This window comes from Xanthomonas sp. NCPPB 2586 (genome assembly GCF_041475775.2).
Classification (GTDB): Bacteria; Pseudomonadota; Gammaproteobacteria; order Xanthomonadales; family Xanthomonadaceae; genus Xanthomonas; species Xanthomonas campestris.
Genome location: NZ_CM192981.1, coordinates 3,970,579 through 3,987,071, shown reverse-complemented (window position 1 = coordinate 3,987,071; position 16,493 = coordinate 3,970,579). Strand labels below are relative to the sequence as shown.

General features: G+C 65.6%; 15 protein-coding genes. 8 read left to right on the top strand and 7 right to left on the bottom strand.

Annotated features, from left to right (window positions below; translation table 11 throughout):
* The 5 genes from ACCQ09_RS17455 to ACCQ09_RS17435 all read right to left on the bottom strand — a co-directional run bounded on the left by ACCQ09_RS17455 (position 1) and on the right by ACCQ09_RS17435 (position 6,046).
* Positions 1-1,401, bottom strand: coding sequence for a peptidylprolyl isomerase (locus ACCQ09_RS17455; protein WP_040941745.1), 1,401 nt, complete (start codon positions 1,399-1,401; stop codon positions 1-3).
* Positions 1,398-3,830 carry an LPS-assembly protein LptD gene (lptD, locus tag ACCQ09_RS17450; RefSeq protein ID WP_115572530.1) on the bottom strand — a complete coding sequence of 811 codons (2,433 nt, stop codon included), beginning with the start codon at positions 3,828-3,830 and terminating at the stop codon, positions 1,398-1,400. Before lptD ends, ACCQ09_RS17455 begins: the two co-directional genes overlap by 4 nt.
* A gap of 131 nt (positions 3,831-3,961) precedes the next feature.
* Positions 3,962-4,870, bottom strand: coding sequence for a histone deacetylase family protein (locus tag ACCQ09_RS17445; RefSeq protein ID WP_040941743.1), 909 nt, complete (start codon positions 4,868-4,870; stop codon positions 3,962-3,964).
* 38 nt (positions 4,871-4,908) lie between these two features.
* Positions 4,909-5,466: a cob(I)yrinic acid a,c-diamide adenosyltransferase gene (locus ACCQ09_RS17440; RefSeq protein ID WP_011036032.1), complete on the bottom strand. Its 558-nt coding sequence runs from the start codon at positions 5,464-5,466 to the stop codon at positions 4,909-4,911.
* Between the two features lies 1 nt (position 5,467).
* A complete protein-coding gene (locus tag ACCQ09_RS17435; RefSeq protein WP_011036033.1) occupies positions 5,468-6,046 on the bottom strand; it encodes a hypothetical protein in 579 nt (192 codons plus the stop codon).
* A 193-nt stretch (positions 6,047-6,239) separates the two neighbouring features.
* On the opposite strand from ACCQ09_RS17435, the gene ubiH reads away from it, so the two are divergent.
* The 5 genes from ubiH to ACCQ09_RS17410 all read left to right on the top strand — a co-directional run bounded on the left by ubiH (position 6,240) and on the right by ACCQ09_RS17410 (position 11,134).
* The gene (gene ubiH, locus ACCQ09_RS17430; protein ID WP_228427859.1) at positions 6,240-7,448 is read left to right on the top strand and encodes a 2-octaprenyl-6-methoxyphenyl hydroxylase; all 1,209 of its coding nucleotides are present in this window, start codon (positions 6,240-6,242) and stop codon (positions 7,446-7,448) included.
* The gene (locus ACCQ09_RS17425; protein ID WP_223647524.1) at positions 7,445-8,626 is read left to right on the top strand and encodes a UbiH/UbiF family hydroxylase; all 1,182 of its coding nucleotides are present in this window, start codon (positions 7,445-7,447) and stop codon (positions 8,624-8,626) included. Before ubiH ends, ACCQ09_RS17425 begins: the two co-directional genes overlap by 4 nt.
* A gap of 102 nt (positions 8,627-8,728) precedes the next feature.
* Complete coding sequence (locus ACCQ09_RS17420) at positions 8,729-9,445, top strand: alpha/beta fold hydrolase (protein ID WP_228427860.1); 717 nt, start codon at positions 8,729-8,731, stop codon at positions 9,443-9,445.
* A gap of 114 nt (positions 9,446-9,559) precedes the next feature.
* Positions 9,560-9,991, top strand: coding sequence for a nuclear transport factor 2 family protein (locus ACCQ09_RS17415; protein ID WP_014506746.1), 432 nt, complete (start codon positions 9,560-9,562; stop codon positions 9,989-9,991).
* 195 nt (positions 9,992-10,186) lie between these two features.
* Complete coding sequence (locus tag ACCQ09_RS17410) at positions 10,187-11,134, top strand: SphA family protein (protein ID WP_014506747.1); 948 nt, start codon at positions 10,187-10,189, stop codon at positions 11,132-11,134.
* Between the two features lie 174 nt (positions 11,135-11,308).
* Here the strand turns inward: ACCQ09_RS17410 and ACCQ09_RS17405 are convergent, their stop codons facing one another.
* On the bottom strand, positions 11,309-11,983 hold the full coding sequence (locus tag ACCQ09_RS17405) for a GntR family transcriptional regulator (protein WP_011036039.1): 675 nt from the start codon (positions 11,981-11,983) through the stop codon (positions 11,309-11,311).
* Positions 11,984-12,219: 236 nt separating this feature from the next.
* Here ACCQ09_RS17405 and ACCQ09_RS17400 point away from each other — a divergent pair, with 236 nt between their 5' ends.
* The 3 genes from ACCQ09_RS17400 (at position 12,220) to ACCQ09_RS17390 (ending at position 14,562) form a co-directional block, all read left to right on the top strand.
* Positions 12,220-13,119 (top strand): gallate dioxygenase, encoded by a 900-nt coding sequence (locus tag ACCQ09_RS17400; protein WP_011036040.1) that lies wholly within the window; start codon positions 12,220-12,222, stop codon positions 13,117-13,119.
* A 9-nt stretch (positions 13,120-13,128) separates the two neighbouring features.
* Entirely contained in the window at positions 13,129-13,488 is a 360-nt protein-coding gene (locus ACCQ09_RS17395) for a protocatechuate 4,5-dioxygenase subunit alpha (RefSeq protein WP_011036041.1), read from the top strand.
* 72 nt (positions 13,489-13,560) lie between these two features.
* On the top strand, positions 13,561-14,562 hold the full coding sequence (locus tag ACCQ09_RS17390) for a LysR substrate-binding domain-containing protein (RefSeq protein ID WP_011036042.1): 1,002 nt from the start codon (positions 13,561-13,563) through the stop codon (positions 14,560-14,562).
* A gap of 331 nt (positions 14,563-14,893) precedes the next feature.
* Here the strand turns inward: ACCQ09_RS17390 and ACCQ09_RS17385 are convergent, their stop codons facing one another.
* Positions 14,894-16,372 (bottom strand): AMP-binding protein, encoded by a 1,479-nt coding sequence (locus ACCQ09_RS17385; RefSeq protein ID WP_228427861.1) that lies wholly within the window; start codon positions 16,370-16,372, stop codon positions 14,894-14,896.
* Between the last annotated feature and the right edge of the window lie 121 nt (positions 16,373-16,493).

The following is a 16,493-nucleotide window of genomic DNA, read 5'->3' as shown; positions in this document are numbered from 1 at the left end:
TTAGCGCGTCGGCTGGGCCGGCGGCGGCGTCGGTGCAGCGGGTGCAGCGGGTGCAGCCGCCGGTGCAGGCGCTGCGGTGGCATCCGCATCGGCGCGGTCGCCGGTGCGGAAGCTCACAAACGCCTCGCCACGCAGTTCCTGCAGGTAGCGGTTGTACTCTTCTTCCAGCTTGCGACGACCGATCGTCTCGCGGATCTGGGCGCGCTGATTTTCAGCGCTGACATCGGTCTGGCGCGTACCAACACGCTGCACGATGTGCCAGCCGGCCTGGGTGCGGAACGGCTCGGACACCGCGCCATCGGTCAGACCTTCAACCTGCTTGCCGAAGTCCGGGCCGAACGCATCGGCTGGGAACCAGCCCAGGTCGCCACCCTGACCGCGGCTGTTGGTGTCCTCGGAGGACTCCTTCGCCGTTGCCTGGAAATCAGCGCCGCCCACGATGCGCGCACGCAGCGTGTCGATCTTCGCCTTGGCCTGCGCTTCGGTCTGGTTGTCGCCGATACGCACCAGGATGTGCCGTGCGTTGTACTCGGTGAGGACCTTCTTTTCGCCGCCTGCATTGGCGTCGCGCATTTCCACCAGCTTGAGCAACTGGAAACCGCTGGGGCCACGCAGCGGCCCGGCAACCTGGCCAGGCTGCATGTCGCGGATCAGCTGGGCGAATGCGTTGGGAATCTCGTCCAGGCTGCGCCAGCCCAGGTCGCCACCTTCCAGTGCATTCGGGCTATCCGAATAACGCACTGCAGCTGCGGAGAAGTCCAGCTCGCCCTTGTCGATCAAGGCCTTGACGCCGTCGACCTTCTTCTGGCCAGTGGCAATCTGTTCGGCCGTGGCGCCTTCCGGCAGGCCGACCAGGATATGCGCCAGGTGGTACTGGCTACCGGTCGTGGCCTGCTGGGCCAGTGCGGTGTCCACTTCGCCTTCGCTCACGCTGATGCGGCTCTGCGCAAAGCTCTGGCGCAGGCGCTGCACGATGATTTCATCGCGCACCGAGGCGCGGAAATCGGCGTAGCCCATACCATCGGCAGCCAGCTTCTGGCGCAGACCGTCCACGGAGGTGCCGTTCTGCTGGGCGATGCTGGCGATGGCGCGGTTCAGTTCCTCGTCGCTGACGCGGATACCGCTGCCTTCGGCGCGACCGACCTGCAACTTGACCAACACCAGGCGCTCGAGCACCTGCCGCTGCAGGACGTCGTCCGGCGGCAACTGGTTGTCGCGGCCGGCGTATTGCGACTTGACGTTGCGCACAGCGCGATCAAGCTCGCTCTGCAGCACCACGTCTTCATCCACGATGGCAGCGATGCGATCCAGCGGCTGGGATTGCTGTGCCGAGGCCAGCGGCGAGACCGTGCTGGTGATCACCAGCAGCGAGGCGAGGAGTACAGAGAAAGGCTTGGTCATGGAATCAAGTTCGGATCGTAATCGTCCGGATTAGTCGTGGTGTTGCTGGGCGGGACCAGGTAGAGGTCGTCGCGGTAATAGCCGAGAATAGCACGGCGCAAAGTGCGGTCCGTGTTCTGGCCAAACGAGCTCAGGCCCTTGAGCACGAACTCAAACTGGATGGAGTTGTCCATCTCGCCGTCGCGGTTGCGCACGAACCGGCGCACCAGGGCGCGCACCGCCAGGCAGCAGCTGTCCCACTGCACGCCGCCGATCATTTCCAGCGGCTGGTGGTCCAGCAGCGAGTAGTAATAGCGACCGACCGCACTCCAGGTGGGGTTGATCGGATACAGGAAGGAGAAGTCCGCCTGTTCCAACTGGTCAGTATTGTCGGTGGGATTGCGACGGTAGCGGTACGCCAGGTTGATGATGCCGTCGTTGTTGAGCAGGTAGCGCGTGCGCAGGCTAGCCAGATCTTCCTTGCGCGAGTTCGGGTTCCACTGGTAGGTGGCGCCCATCGACCAGCGGTCGTTGATCATGTAGTTGGCATCGGCCACCCAGGCGGACTTGCCCTGTTCGATGGTCTGCTCGCTGCCAGCGGCGGCATTTGTACTGTTGTTGATGGTGACCCGTGAGTCGTTGAAATACAGGATCTGGCCTGCGCTCAACGAGAGTTTTTCGCGGCCATCGTCCTGGCGCAGCCAACGCGAAGTCACTGCCAGGGTCAGCTGGTTGGCGTCGTTCTGTCGATCGGCACCGGTATAGCGCGTGTCGCGGAACAGCTGGCCATAGCTAAAGGTGAACGGGCGTGTGTCGAACACCGGCAGGTCGGTCTGTTCGCGGTACGGCACATACAGGTAGTAGGCGCGCGGCTCCAGGGTATTGAGGTACTTGGTGTCGAACAGCGTGGTTTCGCGGTCGAAGTACAGACCGGCGTCAACCGAGGCGATGGGCAGGCTGCGGGTTGGCGAGCGGTTGCCGGTCAACGGAAGCGTGTTGGCCAGCTTGTCGTCGAGTTGGTAGGCGGTGTAACGCCACGCCACGGTTGGTGTCAGAAACCAGGCGGCGCCAGACAACGGCATCGAAATATAGGGTTTTACATCCAAACGCGAGCCGCCAGCGTAATCGCGGTTGACGATGTTGGTGCGAACGTAGTCGTCACCATTGTTATCGCTGCCGTTATCGGTGTTCGGTCTCCGGATCACCTGGTAAGAATCGTCATGCGTGAAGCGGACGGCTTCTGCATAGATGCCCGCCTCGAAAATTCCAAACGGCTTTTCCCAGGTGAAATAAGCGCGTGGCTGACGGTTGTACGGCAGCGCGGTCTCATCCAGCGTGTAATCGGTGAGCTGCCAGCGGTCGGCCATCACGCCCGCGGTCCAGTTCTCGCCGGTGCCGTAAATGCCGACGGTGCTCTGCAAACTCGAGGCCGAGCCCATGCCGTTCAAGCGGCTGGTAAAGTCTTCGACATAACGCGTGTCGCTGACCCAAGAGATGCTGGCGCGTGCTTGCCAATACTTATTGACGTTGTGATAGCCGCTGTAGAACACGCTGCCGCGGTCTTTCTTGCGTAAGTCGTCGTTAGGCAGGTAATTGCCGGTGATCTCGCCGCGGCCGCCGTCGTATAGGTAACGGAATTCGGTGCCGAACATGAAGCCACGCTTGCTCATATAGCGCGGCAGCAAGGTGGCATCGTAATTCGGTGCCAGATTCAGGTAGATCGGCTGCAGATAGTCGAAGCCGTTACGGCCGGACAGGCCGAACTGCGGGAACAGAAGGCCGGTCTGGCGACGGTCGTCGATCGGGAACTTGAACCACGGGAAATACAGTACCGGCACCTTGCCGATCTGCAGCACGGCGTTGCGCGCGGTGCCGAAGCCTTCGTCGTTGTCGACGTCGATCTCGGGAGCGCGCACGCGCCAGATTGGCTGCGACGGGTCGCAAGTGGTGTAGGTGGAGCGGTGCATCTGCCCGACCTGGCCTTGCAGGTCCACTGATTCTGCGCCGCCGTTGCCGCGCCGGTCCACCAGCTGATACTGGATGTTGGTGACCTTGTGGCTGTCGGTGTCCTGGTTGCCCTCGGCACGGTCGGCGACCATGCGAAAGGAGGTGTCCTGGTAGCGGACATTGCCCTCGGCGATGTAGTTGCCGGTCTCGGTGTCCATGCGCAGATTATCCGCGCCCAGGAACTGGTCGCCGCGCTTGAGCGCGACGTTGCCCTGGTACTGCGGGGTGGTGCTGGTGCCGGAAAGCTGGTCACCTTCGATGTCGGTGGGCAACTGCTGGCGCATTTCTGCGGCTTTGGGATCGGCGGCGGGCGCGCCGTCGAAGCCTGGCAGCGGGTCCACGGCCGGGCACAGTCCCCAGTTCAACGGCTTGTCGGCAGCCATTGCCGGCAGGCAAATGGCAATGCTCAAGGGCAGGGGCAGCAGGCGGAGAGCTCGGCGCACGCGTGAAGTTCAACCAGTAAAATGGCGGCTAGCTTGCCGTATAGCCCGCATAGGGGCAATGAAGAGTCCCCGCGGAAGGGGGGCGAGGTTCATCGCCATGGTCGCCGGGCGCCGCGCTGGCGCCGCCGGATTCATCGCAGCGCGCCGACGTGGGCCACGCTGCTTTCGCGCAGCGCCTGCAGGTCGTAGCCACCTTCCAGCATCGACACCACCCGGCCGCGGGCATGCCGGGTGGCCAGCGCGCGGAGCGCACCGGTCAGCCAGGCAAAGTCGTCGGCGTCGAGCATCAGATCGGCCAACGGGTCGCGCAGATGCGCGTCGAAGCCGGCGGAAATCAGGATCAGTTGCGGGCGGAAGGCGTCGATCAGCGGCAGCATCTCGTCTTCCCACACATTGCGAAAGCGCAGACCGTCGCTGCCGGGAGGCAGCAACAGGTTGTGGATGTTGCCGATACCGCGCTCATGCACGCTGCCCGAGTGCGGGTACAGGCCCGACTGGTGGGTGCTGAGGTATTGCACGGTTGGGTCGCGTTCGAAGATTGCCTGGGTACCATTGCCATGATGGACATCGAAATCCACCACCGTAATGCGCTCCAGCCCATGCCGGTCGCGGGCGTGCGCGGCGGCCACGGCGATGTTGTTGAACAGGCAAAAGCCCATCGAGACCTGGCCGGTGGCGTGATGGCCGGGGGGGCGCACCGCGCAGAAGGCCGTGCCTGCGCCGTCCTGCATCACCGCATCCACCGCTGCAATGCCGGCCCCGGCCGCACGCAGCGCGGCGGCGCGCGAGCCCGGCGACATCAAGGTATCCACGTCCAGCTGGTGGTAGCCCTGGAAATTGGTCTCCAGTACCGCATCGACCTGTTCGCGCTCGTGCACCCGGCACAGGTCGCCGAGCTTGGCCAGCGGTGCTTCGCGCCAGTCGAGGTCGGTAAACGCGTCGCGCAGGGCCTCGACCACGGCGGTCAGCCGTGCGGGGCTTTCGGGATGCTCGGGGCCGGCGTCGTGGCCCAGGCAGGCGGGATGGGTGAAGACCAACATGGGAGCAATCTAGCCTGTCCGCGCGGTGTTGCGCACGGTCAGCCGCGCCGGCGGTCATGCCGCCACAGCACTTCCTGCTGCCCATCGGCGCGTGCAAGCACACGGGCGAGCACGAACAGCAGGTCCGACAAGCGGTTGAGATAGCCGATCGCCTCGCTGCGCACCGGCTCCTGTCGCGACAGCGCGACGGTTTCGCGTTCGGCGCGGCGCACGATGGTGCGCGCCAGATGGCAGCGCGCGGCAGCTTCGCCCCCGGCTGGCAGGATGAACTCCTTCAGCGCGGGCAGGTCGTCATTGAAATGGTCCAACTGCCGTTCCAGCGCGGCGATGTCGTCGGCGTCGATGGCCGCATGGCCCGGGATGCACAGCTCGCCGCCCAGGTCGAACAACTGGTGCTGCACGGTGGTCAGCAGGGCGGCGACAGGCTCAGGCACGTTGGGTGCGGCCAGCAGCACGCCGATTGCCGAATTGGCCTCGTCGACAGTGCCGTAGGCGTTGACGCGCAGCGCATCCTTGCCGGTGCGGCTGCCGTCGCCGAGGCCGGTACTGCCATCGTCGCCGGTGCGCGTATAGATGCGGGAGAGCCGGTTGCCCATCTCAGCCGGCCTGCGCCTGGCCGTGTGGGCTGGTCAGGCGCTCTGCAACCACCTGGATCACCGCTGCGGCGGCAACGTAGAGCGCTGCGCTGCGCAGGTAGGGCCACAGCCAGTCGGTGTAGTTTTTGAACCAGCCGGCGAGGGTTGGCTCGGCCACGCTGGCGCTGATCCAGTAGAAGCTGCCCTGGGCGATCAGTTGGCACAGCGCCACCGAGATCAGCAGCGCGGGCACCAGCTTGGCCAGCGCGCTCCACTGCGCGCCGTGGTAGTGCCGCCGCAGCCATGTGCCGCCGGCCCACAGCGCGAAGTACGCCGGGATCAGGCACCAGTAGGCCGGCGAGACGCAGTAGTGCGCCCAGAAGCTCATGCCCTGCTGGGTGATCACCAGCCAGTCGATCGCCACCGCCAATCCCATCAGCAATGGGAAGGCCAGTTTGGTGCGCGACGCAAGGTGGAATCCGCCCAGGAAGAACACGGCCCAGGAGGCGTCCGGGACCTGCCCGAAATGATGGATGCGCGTGGCCGCCATCAGGACGGCGAGCAGGCTCAGGACCAGGGTGTCGTGCGAACGAGGCGTCATGCGCGGAAGTGGCCGGATTACAGACTCGCGAGTGTAGCGTGGAACCCGGCATGCCCGCGCCCGGGCGAGCGTGCGGACGCGACCTGCGGGACTACCGGTCTAGGGCATGGGCGAGGGTATCCGCAGCAGACGCGGCAACGTGTCCCACTCCGGGGGCGGCAACGGGCCAGGATCGAAGGCTTATCATGTGCCGATGACACACGTACATGACGTTTTGATCGTTGGCGGCGGGCTGGTGGGCTCGAGCCTGGCCATTGCGCTGGACCGCATCGGCCTGGATGTGGGGCTGGTGGAGGCCACGCCGGCCGGCGCACCCCCGGCGGTGTTCGATCAACGCAACCTCAGTTTCGCCGCCGCGACCGTCAACGCGCTCGGCACGCTTGGGGTGATGGCCAAGCTGCGCACCGCGCCGGGCCCGATCCGGCGCATCCATGTGAGCCGTGCCGGCGATTTTGGCCGAGTGCAGCTTGACGCTGCCGACTACGGTCGCGACAGCTTCGGGCAGGTGGTGGTGGCACGGGATTTCGGCGAGGCCCTGCAAGCGCGCCTGGACGAATTGCGTAGCTTGCAGCGGTACCGGCCTGCGCGCTGCATCGGCGTGGAACCGGTGCAGGACGGCTCTCGCGCGGTGCGCCTGGCCACTGCCGACGGCGAGCAGCTGGTGCGTGCGCGGCTGGTGGTCGGCGCCGATGGCAGCCATAGCGCGGTGCGCGAACTGCTGCATATCGGCACCGAACAACACGATTTCCTGCAGACCTTGTTCGTAGCACGCGTGCGCGCCTCACGCCCGCCCGATGGCACGGCCTGGGAGCGCTTCGGCGAGCATGGGCCGACCGCGCTGTTGCCGCGTGGCGACCGTCATTACGGTGCGATCCACTGTGTGGCGCGGGCCGAGGCCGAGACGGTTGCAGCGCTCGATGAGGCTGGCTGGCTGGCGCGGCTGCAACGCGCCGCCGGTTGGCGTGCGGGGCGTTTTGTTGCCAGTGGCGAACGCAGTGCGTATCCGCTGGTGCAGATCTTGGCCAACACCGTAGTGGCCGAGCGCGTGGTGCTGCTGGGCAACGCCGCGCAGACGCTGCACCCGATCGGCGCGCAAGGCTTCAACCTGGGTCTGCGCGATGCGCTCACGCTGGCCGAACTGATCGAGCCCGACCGCAGCGATGCCGGCGCAGCGGCTTTGCTGGCGGAGTATCTGGCGCGGCGGCGGGTGGATCGCGACCACACCATCGGTTTTTCCAGCGGCTTGGCACGGCTCACCGGCAACCCGGCGCCGCTGCTACGCCCGTTGCGCAGCCTGGGGCTGCTGGCCGCCTCGCAGGCGGCACCGCTGCAATCGATGCTGGTCGGTGGGGCGATGGGATTCCGCGGGGATGTGCCGCAGCTGTGCCGGAGCCAGGCATGAGCCGGCGCTCGGGGCGTGATGCCGTGATCGTCGGCGGCGGCGTGGTCGGTGCGGCGTGCGCATTGGCGCTGGCCGATGCCGGCCTGCAGGTCGCGTTGGTGGAGGGGCGCGAGCCACCGCGCTGGCGTGCCGATTCTGCGGATCTGCGCGTCTACGCATTTGCCGCCGACAACGCCACGCTGCTGGAGCGCCTTGGCGTATGGAAGGACGTACGCGGCGCGCGCGTGCAGCCGTATCGCCGCATGCGGGTGTGGGATGCCGGTGGCGGCGGTGAACTGCGCTTCGATGCAGACACCCTGGGCCGCGAACAGTTGGGTTGGATCGTGGAGAACGATCTGCTGGTCGATCGCTTGTGGGCGGCCGTGCATGCCCGGGGCATTGCGCTGCATTGCCCGGCGCGCGTGGTCGAGCTGGACCAGGATGCCACCGGCGTGCGCCTACGCCTGGATGACGGCAGCCGGCTGGAAGCTGCGGTGGCGATCGCCGCCGACGGTGCGTCTTCTACGCTGCGTGAGTTGGCTGGGCTGCCGGTGGCGCGTCACGCTTACGCGCAGCGCGGCGTGGTCGCCTTCGTGGACACCGAACACGCACATCAGGCCACGGCCTGGCAGCGCTTTTTGACCACCGGCCCGCTGGCCTTCCTGCCGTTCGCCGATGGCCGCAGTTCGATCGTGTGGACCTTGCCCGATGCCGACGCCGAGCGCGTGCTGGGTCTGGACGATGCTGCGTTTTCGCGCGAGCTGACCCAGGCCTTTGCCGGCCGTCTGGGTGCGGTGCAGGTGAGTTCGCCGCGCGCGGCGTTCCCGCTGCAGCGACAACTGGTGCAGCAGTACGTCAGCGGCCGCGTCCTGACACTGGGCGATGCCGCGCACGTGGTGCATCCGCTGGCCGGGCAGGGCGTGAATCTGGGATTGCGCGATGTCGCGGCGTTGAGCGCGTTGGCGCACGACGCACTGGCGCGTCGCGCCGACTGGGCCGCGCCGCACCGGCTGCAACGCTGGGCGCGCACGCGTCGCAGCGAAAATACCGTCGCTGCGTATGGGTTCGACGCCATCAATCGCGTGTTCTCCAACGACGAGATGCATCTGACCCTGCTGCGCGGCTCGGTGCTGGGGGCGGCAGGCAAGCTGCCACCGCTGGTGGACCTGCTGTGGAAGCGCGCGTCCGGCAACGCGTAGGCGCACTGCGCTGACATTCTGCTGGCCGCTATGTTCAAGCGCTAATAGCGAAGGCCGCATGTTCCATACGACGGATGCGCCCGGGCTGGCTACAGTCGGGCCATGACTTCCGTTTCAGCACACCTCACCCCGCCGCTGCTCCTGCTGAGCGGGCTGCTGTGCGATGCCAGCATCTGGGACGCGCAACGCGCGGCGCTGGCGGATATCGCCGAGGTGCAGGTGCTCGATTTTCCCGGCATCGACAGCGTGCAGCAGATGGCTGCACAGGCATTGGCCGCCGCGCCAGACCAGTTTGCGCTGGCCGGTCATTCGATGGGCGGCCGGGTGGCGCTGGAGATCGTGCGGCAGGCGCCGGAGCGCGTGCAGCGTCTGGCGCTGCTGGACACCGGCGTGCATCCGGCGCACGCGCAGGAGCATGCGCAGCGTGGTGCGCTGGTGGAGCTTGCCCACCGTGCCGGCATGCAGGTGCTGGCCCGGCAGTGGCTGCCGCCGATGCTGCACCCCGACCGCCACGACGATGCCGAACTGATGGACGCGCTGGTGGCAATGGTCATGCGGCAGACCCCGCAGAGCTATGCCGCCCAGGTGACCGCGCTACTGAACCGGCCCGATGCCACGCCCGTGCTGGCGCAGGTGCAGTGTCCGACGCTGCTGGGCGTTGGCCGGCAAGATAGCTGGAGTCCGCTGGAACGCCACCAGGATATTGCGCGGCAGATCCCGCACGCGCAGTTGGTGGTGTTCGAATACAGCGGACATATGACGCCGGTGGAAGCGCCTGCTGCGGTCAGCGCCGCGCTGCGCGATTGGCTGGCTGCATGACCACCGTCTCCCCGTTCGACGGCAGACCCATCGGCTCGCCAATGCACGCGCGCTGACGTCAGCGTCGCCCGCCGCGTTCTTCATCAGTACCACCATTGCCAGTGAGGCCACCGCGTGTCCCCAGACGCTTCGATCACCGTTGCCTGCGAACAGCTGATCCGCCGCTTCGCCTTGCACAACGATCGCCATGAACATGACGCACTGGCTGCGTTGTTCACCGCCGATGGCGTGTTTGCACGGCCTAGCGCGCCAGATGCGCCCGTGCATGGGCGCGAGGCGATTCGCGAAGCATTCCGTGCACGTGCGCCGCGTAGTACCTGCCATCTCATGCTCAATACCCTGGTCAGCGTGCACTCGGACGCATTGGCCCATGCGCATAGCTACGTGGTGCTGTACAGCGCACCACAGGCCACCACGCCGCCGCCGTGGACCGCACAGGCGCCGGCATTGATTGGCACTTTCGAGGACGTGCTGGTGCGCCAGGACGACCAGTGGCTGTTCAAGCAACGCCTCGGCGCATTGCTGGTGCGTGTGGAAGCGCACTAGACACCTACCACCGCTGTTCACCGATGCCGCCGACGAACCCGGGCGGCATTGCACCACCGCTCCTCCCCCCTGTCGCGTTGCCTCAATCGCCCATCCTTATCGGAGAATCGCCTGGTGGAACGCGCATGCTTGTCTGTTGGTCGTCGTCCTTCATCGTCCCGGTCGCGCCGCCAGCATGCGGGCAGGCTGGCCATCTTGCTCGGCACGTTGGCACCGGCGGTCGTCCTTGCGCAGGCAGCGCCCGACACAGTGGCCATGCCGCAGGGCATCAACCTGGGCGGCACCAGTTTCATGGATGGCTTCGGCTCCACCACACCTGGCTGGACGGTGCTGGAATACCTGCGCTACTACGATCTGGATGCGATCAAGAATGCGCGCGGGGATAACTCGCCTGCGTTTCGCGACCCGCAGGTCGGGGTCAGTGCGTTGCTGACCCAGTTGATCTACGTGACCCCGTATTCGCTGGGGCGCGGCTCGCTGAGTTTCAACACCATCATCCCGCTGGTGAATTACGACACCTCGTTCGCAGCCGACAGCCCGGTGCGCTTGCGCAGCAATGGGTTTGGCATGGGCGATATTTCGTTCGGTCCGGCGCTGCAGATGCCGCCGGTCATGCGGGACGGGCGTGTGTTCTTCTTTCAGCGCTTTGCGCTGGATCTGTTCGCACCGGTCGGTAAGTTTGATCGCGACATCGCCATCAACCAGGGCACCGGTTTCTGGTCGATCGCACCGCAGTGGGCATTCACGGTGCAGCCCACCGATAATTGGGAAATCAGTGCGCGCATCAACTATCTCTACAATTTCCGCACCGATCGCGCCGGTGGCGTGCCACCAATCCCGGGGTTCCGGTTTCGCAACGGCCAGGCCGGCGATGCGGTCTGGGTCAACTTTGCCAGCTCGGTGAAAGTGAGCGAGCAACTGCGCGTGGGTGTGAACGGCTATTTCCTGCAGCAGCTCAAAGACAACCGGACCAACGGCGAGCGCGTGGCCGACAGCAAGCGCATGCAGCTGTATCTGGGTCCTGGGCTGTCCTGGCGCGTGGATGCAAAGAACCTGTTCAACCTCAATCTGTACATCCCGCTGGACGTGGAGAATTCGGTCGCCGGTAACAGCGTGAACCTGATGTACGTGCATTCGTTGTAGCGTGCGCTACGGCGTGCATGCGGGCGCAAAGCCGGCATGCACGTGACGTGGAGTGCAGGAGTGGCGCAACTCGCACTGCGCGCTTGCGCAACGACAGGGTGGACACGCGCGTGAGTATTGACGCAGGCTACTTTCGCGGTTTGGCTGCGATGCAAACGCAGCCGAGCCGCAGACTTACATCCCCATGCTGTGGCGTTGCGTGTTGGCATGCTCGCGGAACAATAGTTCGGCGCGCGCGCCATCGCGTTGCTCGATGGCGGTGACGATCGCGCCGTGCTGGCGGTGGCCGTAGAACAGATCGTCGTAGGCGAGCGTCGGCGAGCGTTGCCCGAACACCACGTTGGTGGGGCTGACAAACGGCACCAGCGTGCAGCGGTCCACTGTCTCGGTCAGGATCGGTTTGTCGGCCGCCATCACGATCATCCGGTGGAACCGCGCGTTCATATCGCCGTAGGCCAGTTCGTCGCTGGCATCCAGGGTGCGCTTGGCCAGGATGCGGTCACCCTCGTCCAGGCAGCCATGCAGTGCGGCGAGCAGGGTGGCGGAGGCGCCTTGTTCGGCCACCGCGCGCGCAGCCATACCTTCCATCAGGGCCCGGACCGCCAGCGCGTCCAGGCTCTCCTGCTGGCTGAAGCGGCGCACTGCGTAGCCGCGGTTGCCCGCCTGCACCAGCAAACCCTCCTGGCAAAGCGCAGGCAGCGCCTGACGGATGGGGGTGCGGGAAATCGCCAGGCGCTCGGCCAGGGCGGCCTCGGTGATGCGCTCGCCTGGCGCAAAGGTGCCGCACAGGATCAGTTCGCGTAGCTGCTGGACCGCTTGCAATCGGTGGTTGTTCGCCATGGGCTCCATTCTCTCGCGCCTAACCGTGCTGCCTGCCCGCCCGAGTGGCAAAACTCGATGCAGCCCGCACAAAAACCTTGCGGATGAGGTCGCTTGATGGCAATTTGGATCCCAAGGATACCGTTTCGGGGCGAAGCCGTCCCGGTTGATCGAGTTTGGGATCCCAAGCGCCATCGATCCCACCCACATTGACGCGCGCTGTTCCGCATGACGCGGTCCGGCCGCTCGCCTCGCAGGAGTGCAGCATGGCAAGCATCATTGGCGGGATCGGCACCTCGCACGTGCCCACCATCGGCGTGGCCTACGACAAGGGCAAACAGCAGGATCCGCTGTGGAAGCCGTTGTTCGACGGCTACACCCCGGTGGCCAACTGGCTGGCCGAACAGCAGCCGGACGTGCTGGTGTTCTTCTACAACGACCATTGCACGACGTTCTTCTTCGACCTGTACCCGACCTTCGCACTGGGCGTCGGCGAGCGTTTCCCGATCGCCGACGAGGGCGCCGGCTTGCGGGACCTGCCGCCCATCCGGGGCGACGTCAAGCTGCAGGCCCACATCGCCGAATGCCTGGTCAATGACGAATTCGATCTGACCGTATTCCAGGACAAGCCCATCGACCACGGCTGCGCCGCGCCGTTGCCACTACTGTGGCCGCACGTGCCCGACTGGCCCGGCACGGTGGTACCGATCGCCATCAATGTCCTGCAGTACCCGCTGCCGACCGCGCGCCGCTGCTACCGCCTGGGCCAGGCGCTGCGGCGGGCGATCGAGTCGTATCCGGAAGATCTCAAGGTGGTGGTGGTGGGCACCGGCGGGTTGTCGCACCAGATCCATGGGGAGCGCACCGGCTTCAACAACACCGAGTGGGACATGGAATTTCTGGACCGCTTCCAGCACGCACCGGAAACGCTGACCGACCTGACGCATACCGACTACGTCCGCCTGGGCGGCGCGGAAAGCGTGGAGCAGATCATGTGGCTGGCGATGCGCGGCGCGATGGGCGGGCCGATCCGCAAGCTGCACCAGAACTATTACCTGATGACCACCACCGCAATGACCGTGGTGCTGTACGAGCCCGGCGAAGAACGCGCCGATGCCCCGCGCTCTGCCGACTGGCTTGGGCACGCAAACGCGAATGCAGCCTGAGGATCGGACATGAATCCACAAGTGCAAGGCATGGACCAACTCGGCGGCACGTATGTGTTCGATCTGCGCACCAGCAATCGCGCGCTGCGGATCAACCGCTTTTTCTGGCACATGATTCGCGCGCCGTGGCGCGACCGCTTCCTGCAGGATGCCGAGGCGTTGATGCAGGAGGCCGACCTCAGCGAGCAGGAAAAAGAGTTGATCCGCGCACGCGATTGGCTGGGGTTGGTGCAGTACGGCGCCAACTTCTTCGTGATCGAAAAGTTCGCCCGGGTGGTGCGCATGACCAACCTGCAGGTCTACGCCATCATGCGCGGCGAGACCTTTGAAGCCTTCATGCAGACGCGACGCGTACCCGATGCGCGCTGATCCCACCTCACGCACGTCCAGGGCACGCGATTGCGCGGGCCTTTTTGTTTTTCCCTACTGAAGGTCGTCCCCATGACCATGTCCTCCGTGTTCTTCGAACACCGCATCAAGGTCCGGCATCTGCGCGTCATCGAAGCGCTGGACCGGCAAAAGAGCCTGCTGCGCGCATCGCGCGTGCTCAACGTTACCCAGCCCGCGCTGACGCGCGCATTGCAGGAGATCGAAGAGATCGTCGGTGCGCCGCTGTTCGAGCGCCACTCGCGCGGGGTGCGTCCCAATGCGATGGGCGAGGTGCTGGTACAGACTGCGCACGTGGTGCTGGGCCAACTGCGGCGCGCGCAGGATACGTTCGAAGGGCTGCTGCAGGACGACGCGCTCACCATCACCGTCGGCGCGCTGCCCGTGGCCGCCAGCGGGCTGCTGCCTGCAGTGCTGGCGGCGCTGTACCGTGCCGAGCCCACGTTGCGCGTGCGCCTGCTGCATGGGCGCACCGACGAGCTGCTGCCCAAGCTGGCCGGCAATGAGATCGATCTGGTGGTTGGACGGCTGTATCCGCTGGCGCGCTACGACGCGTTGGTGCGCAAGGTGCTGTATCAGGACCCGATCGCCCTGGTGGCGCGCAGCGACCATCCGTTGTTCGCCGATGGCCAGGTGCGTATCGCCGAGGCCGCGGCGTATCGCCAGGTACTGCCAACTTTAAGCCAGCATGTCGAGCGCGATGTGGCGCAGGTGATGCGCGAGCACGGGCTGGCCACGCGCGATCAGCTGCGTTCCAGCTCGGCGAGCTTTACCCGCGAGATCCTGCTCGGCACCGATTGCATCGCGGTAATGCCCAGCATGATGGTCTCCGGCGATATCGCACGTGGCGAGCTACGCGCGTTTCAGCTGCAGCAGCCGTCGCAGGCGCGCGCCGGTGGCGTGATCTACCGCGACAGCGGCGCGATCCTCAAGCCGGGCGTGCGGCTGTTGATGCGTGAGCTGGAGCGTCAGCTGAAGACCATGGCCGAGCAGGGCGCCGTGTGGGTCGATGACCAGGCCGGTGAATACGACGTGCTGATGGATGCGTCTGCGTAGCTGAGGGTTGCTGCGCGCGCGTGATGCTGCGTGGTTGAACGGGACGGCTGGGCACGCCCGTGTTGGGTGCCGGTCTCCGTTCGATCGCGATCGTGTCCGTCGCGGTCGTGTCCGTGTCCGTGTATCTGCTGCAGTGCTGTCCGGAAGTGGTGTTGCACAGTGGTGAGCCGGCGTGCGGCTCGCTGCGCCGGTTGAGCGCAGCTGCGTCTTCTCTTTGGATCTATGCGTCTTGTTGCGTCGCGTACCGTGCATGCGTGGGTAGTGCGGAATGACAAGAACGAAGCGGGCCGCAATACGCGCGCCCGCCTGTTCGATGGCCCGCTGGCCTGCATCAGGCCTCGTTCGCCAGTGCATCCTTCAAGCGCGCTTTTTGCAGTTTGCCCGTGGCAGTGCGTGGCAGCGCCGCGACCACGCGCAGGTGCTTGGGTACCTTGTACTTGGCCAGGCGTTCGCTCAGATAGCTGCGAATCCGCTCCAGGTCCGGGGTTTCAGTGGCTGGCACGATCGCCAGATAGCCCACTTCGCCCCATTGCGCGTCGGCCATGCCGACCACGGCGCACTCGCGGATTTCTGGATGGTCGGCCAGCACGGCTTCGATCTCTGCGGGATACACATTTTCACCCCCGGAAATGAACATGTCTTTCTTGCGGTCGACTACCCAGAAAAACCCATCGGCATCGCGTCGGACGATGTCGCCGGTGCGGAACCAGCCCGCGCCATCGCGCATCTCGGCAGTGGCCTGCGGGTCGCGCCAATAGCCGGGGCTGAGGTTGGGCCCGCGCAACAGCAGTTCGCCCGGCATGCCCACCTCACAGTCGTTGCCCTCGTTATCCACGACCCGCGTCTGCACGGTGGGTGATGAGATTCCCGCTGCACCGAGCTTGCTGCGGATCACCTCGCAATCCACCGACATGCCGAACACGGTGCCGGCTTCGCTCATGCCGAAGCCGCAGACCATCGGGATGCCATCCTCCAGCCAGCCCAGCAGGTCCTCGCTGGCGTGCGGCGCGCCGCCGCTGACCAACGCGGTGAGATGACGGAGCGCTGCAGGATCGAAGCCTGGCTGGCTGCGGAAGGCCTGCATCATCTGTGGCACGCCGACGTAATGGGTGATGCCCAATGCCGGGTTGCCCAGCCAGCCCAGCGTGCGTTTGGGCTCGAAGCCATTGGAGACCTGGATCGAGCCGCCCATTGCCAGCACCGGGCGCACGTTGGTAGCCAGGCCGATGATATGAAACATCGGCGCCTCGCACAGAAAACTGCTGTGCGCTTCCACCCGTGTGGTGACGCCGAAGTTGTGCGCGACCTGTTGCAGGTTCTGTTCGCTCAACATCACGCCCTTGGGCTGGCCGGACGTGCCGGAGGTGAACAGGATCAGGCTGACCCGATCGGGCGGAATGTAGGGTGTTTCGGCAGGTGCAAGCTGCTTGGCGTTGTCGATGAAGCGGGCGAAGTCTTCCACCTGCGCGCGTCCGGCAGCGACATCGTCGCCCAGCAGCAAGCGAGGCTCTGCACGCTGCAACAAGGCATCCAGCTCAGTGCCACTCAGCCGCCAGTTGAGCGGTACGTAGATGGCACCAACCCGCGCACAGGCAAAATGCAGCGCAACCTGGCAGACCGAATTGCGCGCCAGCACCGCAAGCCGTTCGCCGTCGACACAGCCGCGTGTCTGCAGCACGGCAGCCAGGCGACCGATCAGGTCGTCCAGTTCGGCGTAGGTCCATTCCTGTTGCAGCAGCAGGTCGCGGGCAGCAAGCCGCTGCGGTGTCAGGCGGGCATGGAACGAGATCGAGTCGGTCGGCATGGTCAAGGCGCTGTCTTCCGGTACGGATGAGGGAGTGACGGGCGTGTAGTGCGACGGAGGTGGCAAGAAGGTTCAAGTACATGCATCTGTATGCAGTGCGCGTTCACCACAGCATTGGCAAGCAAGC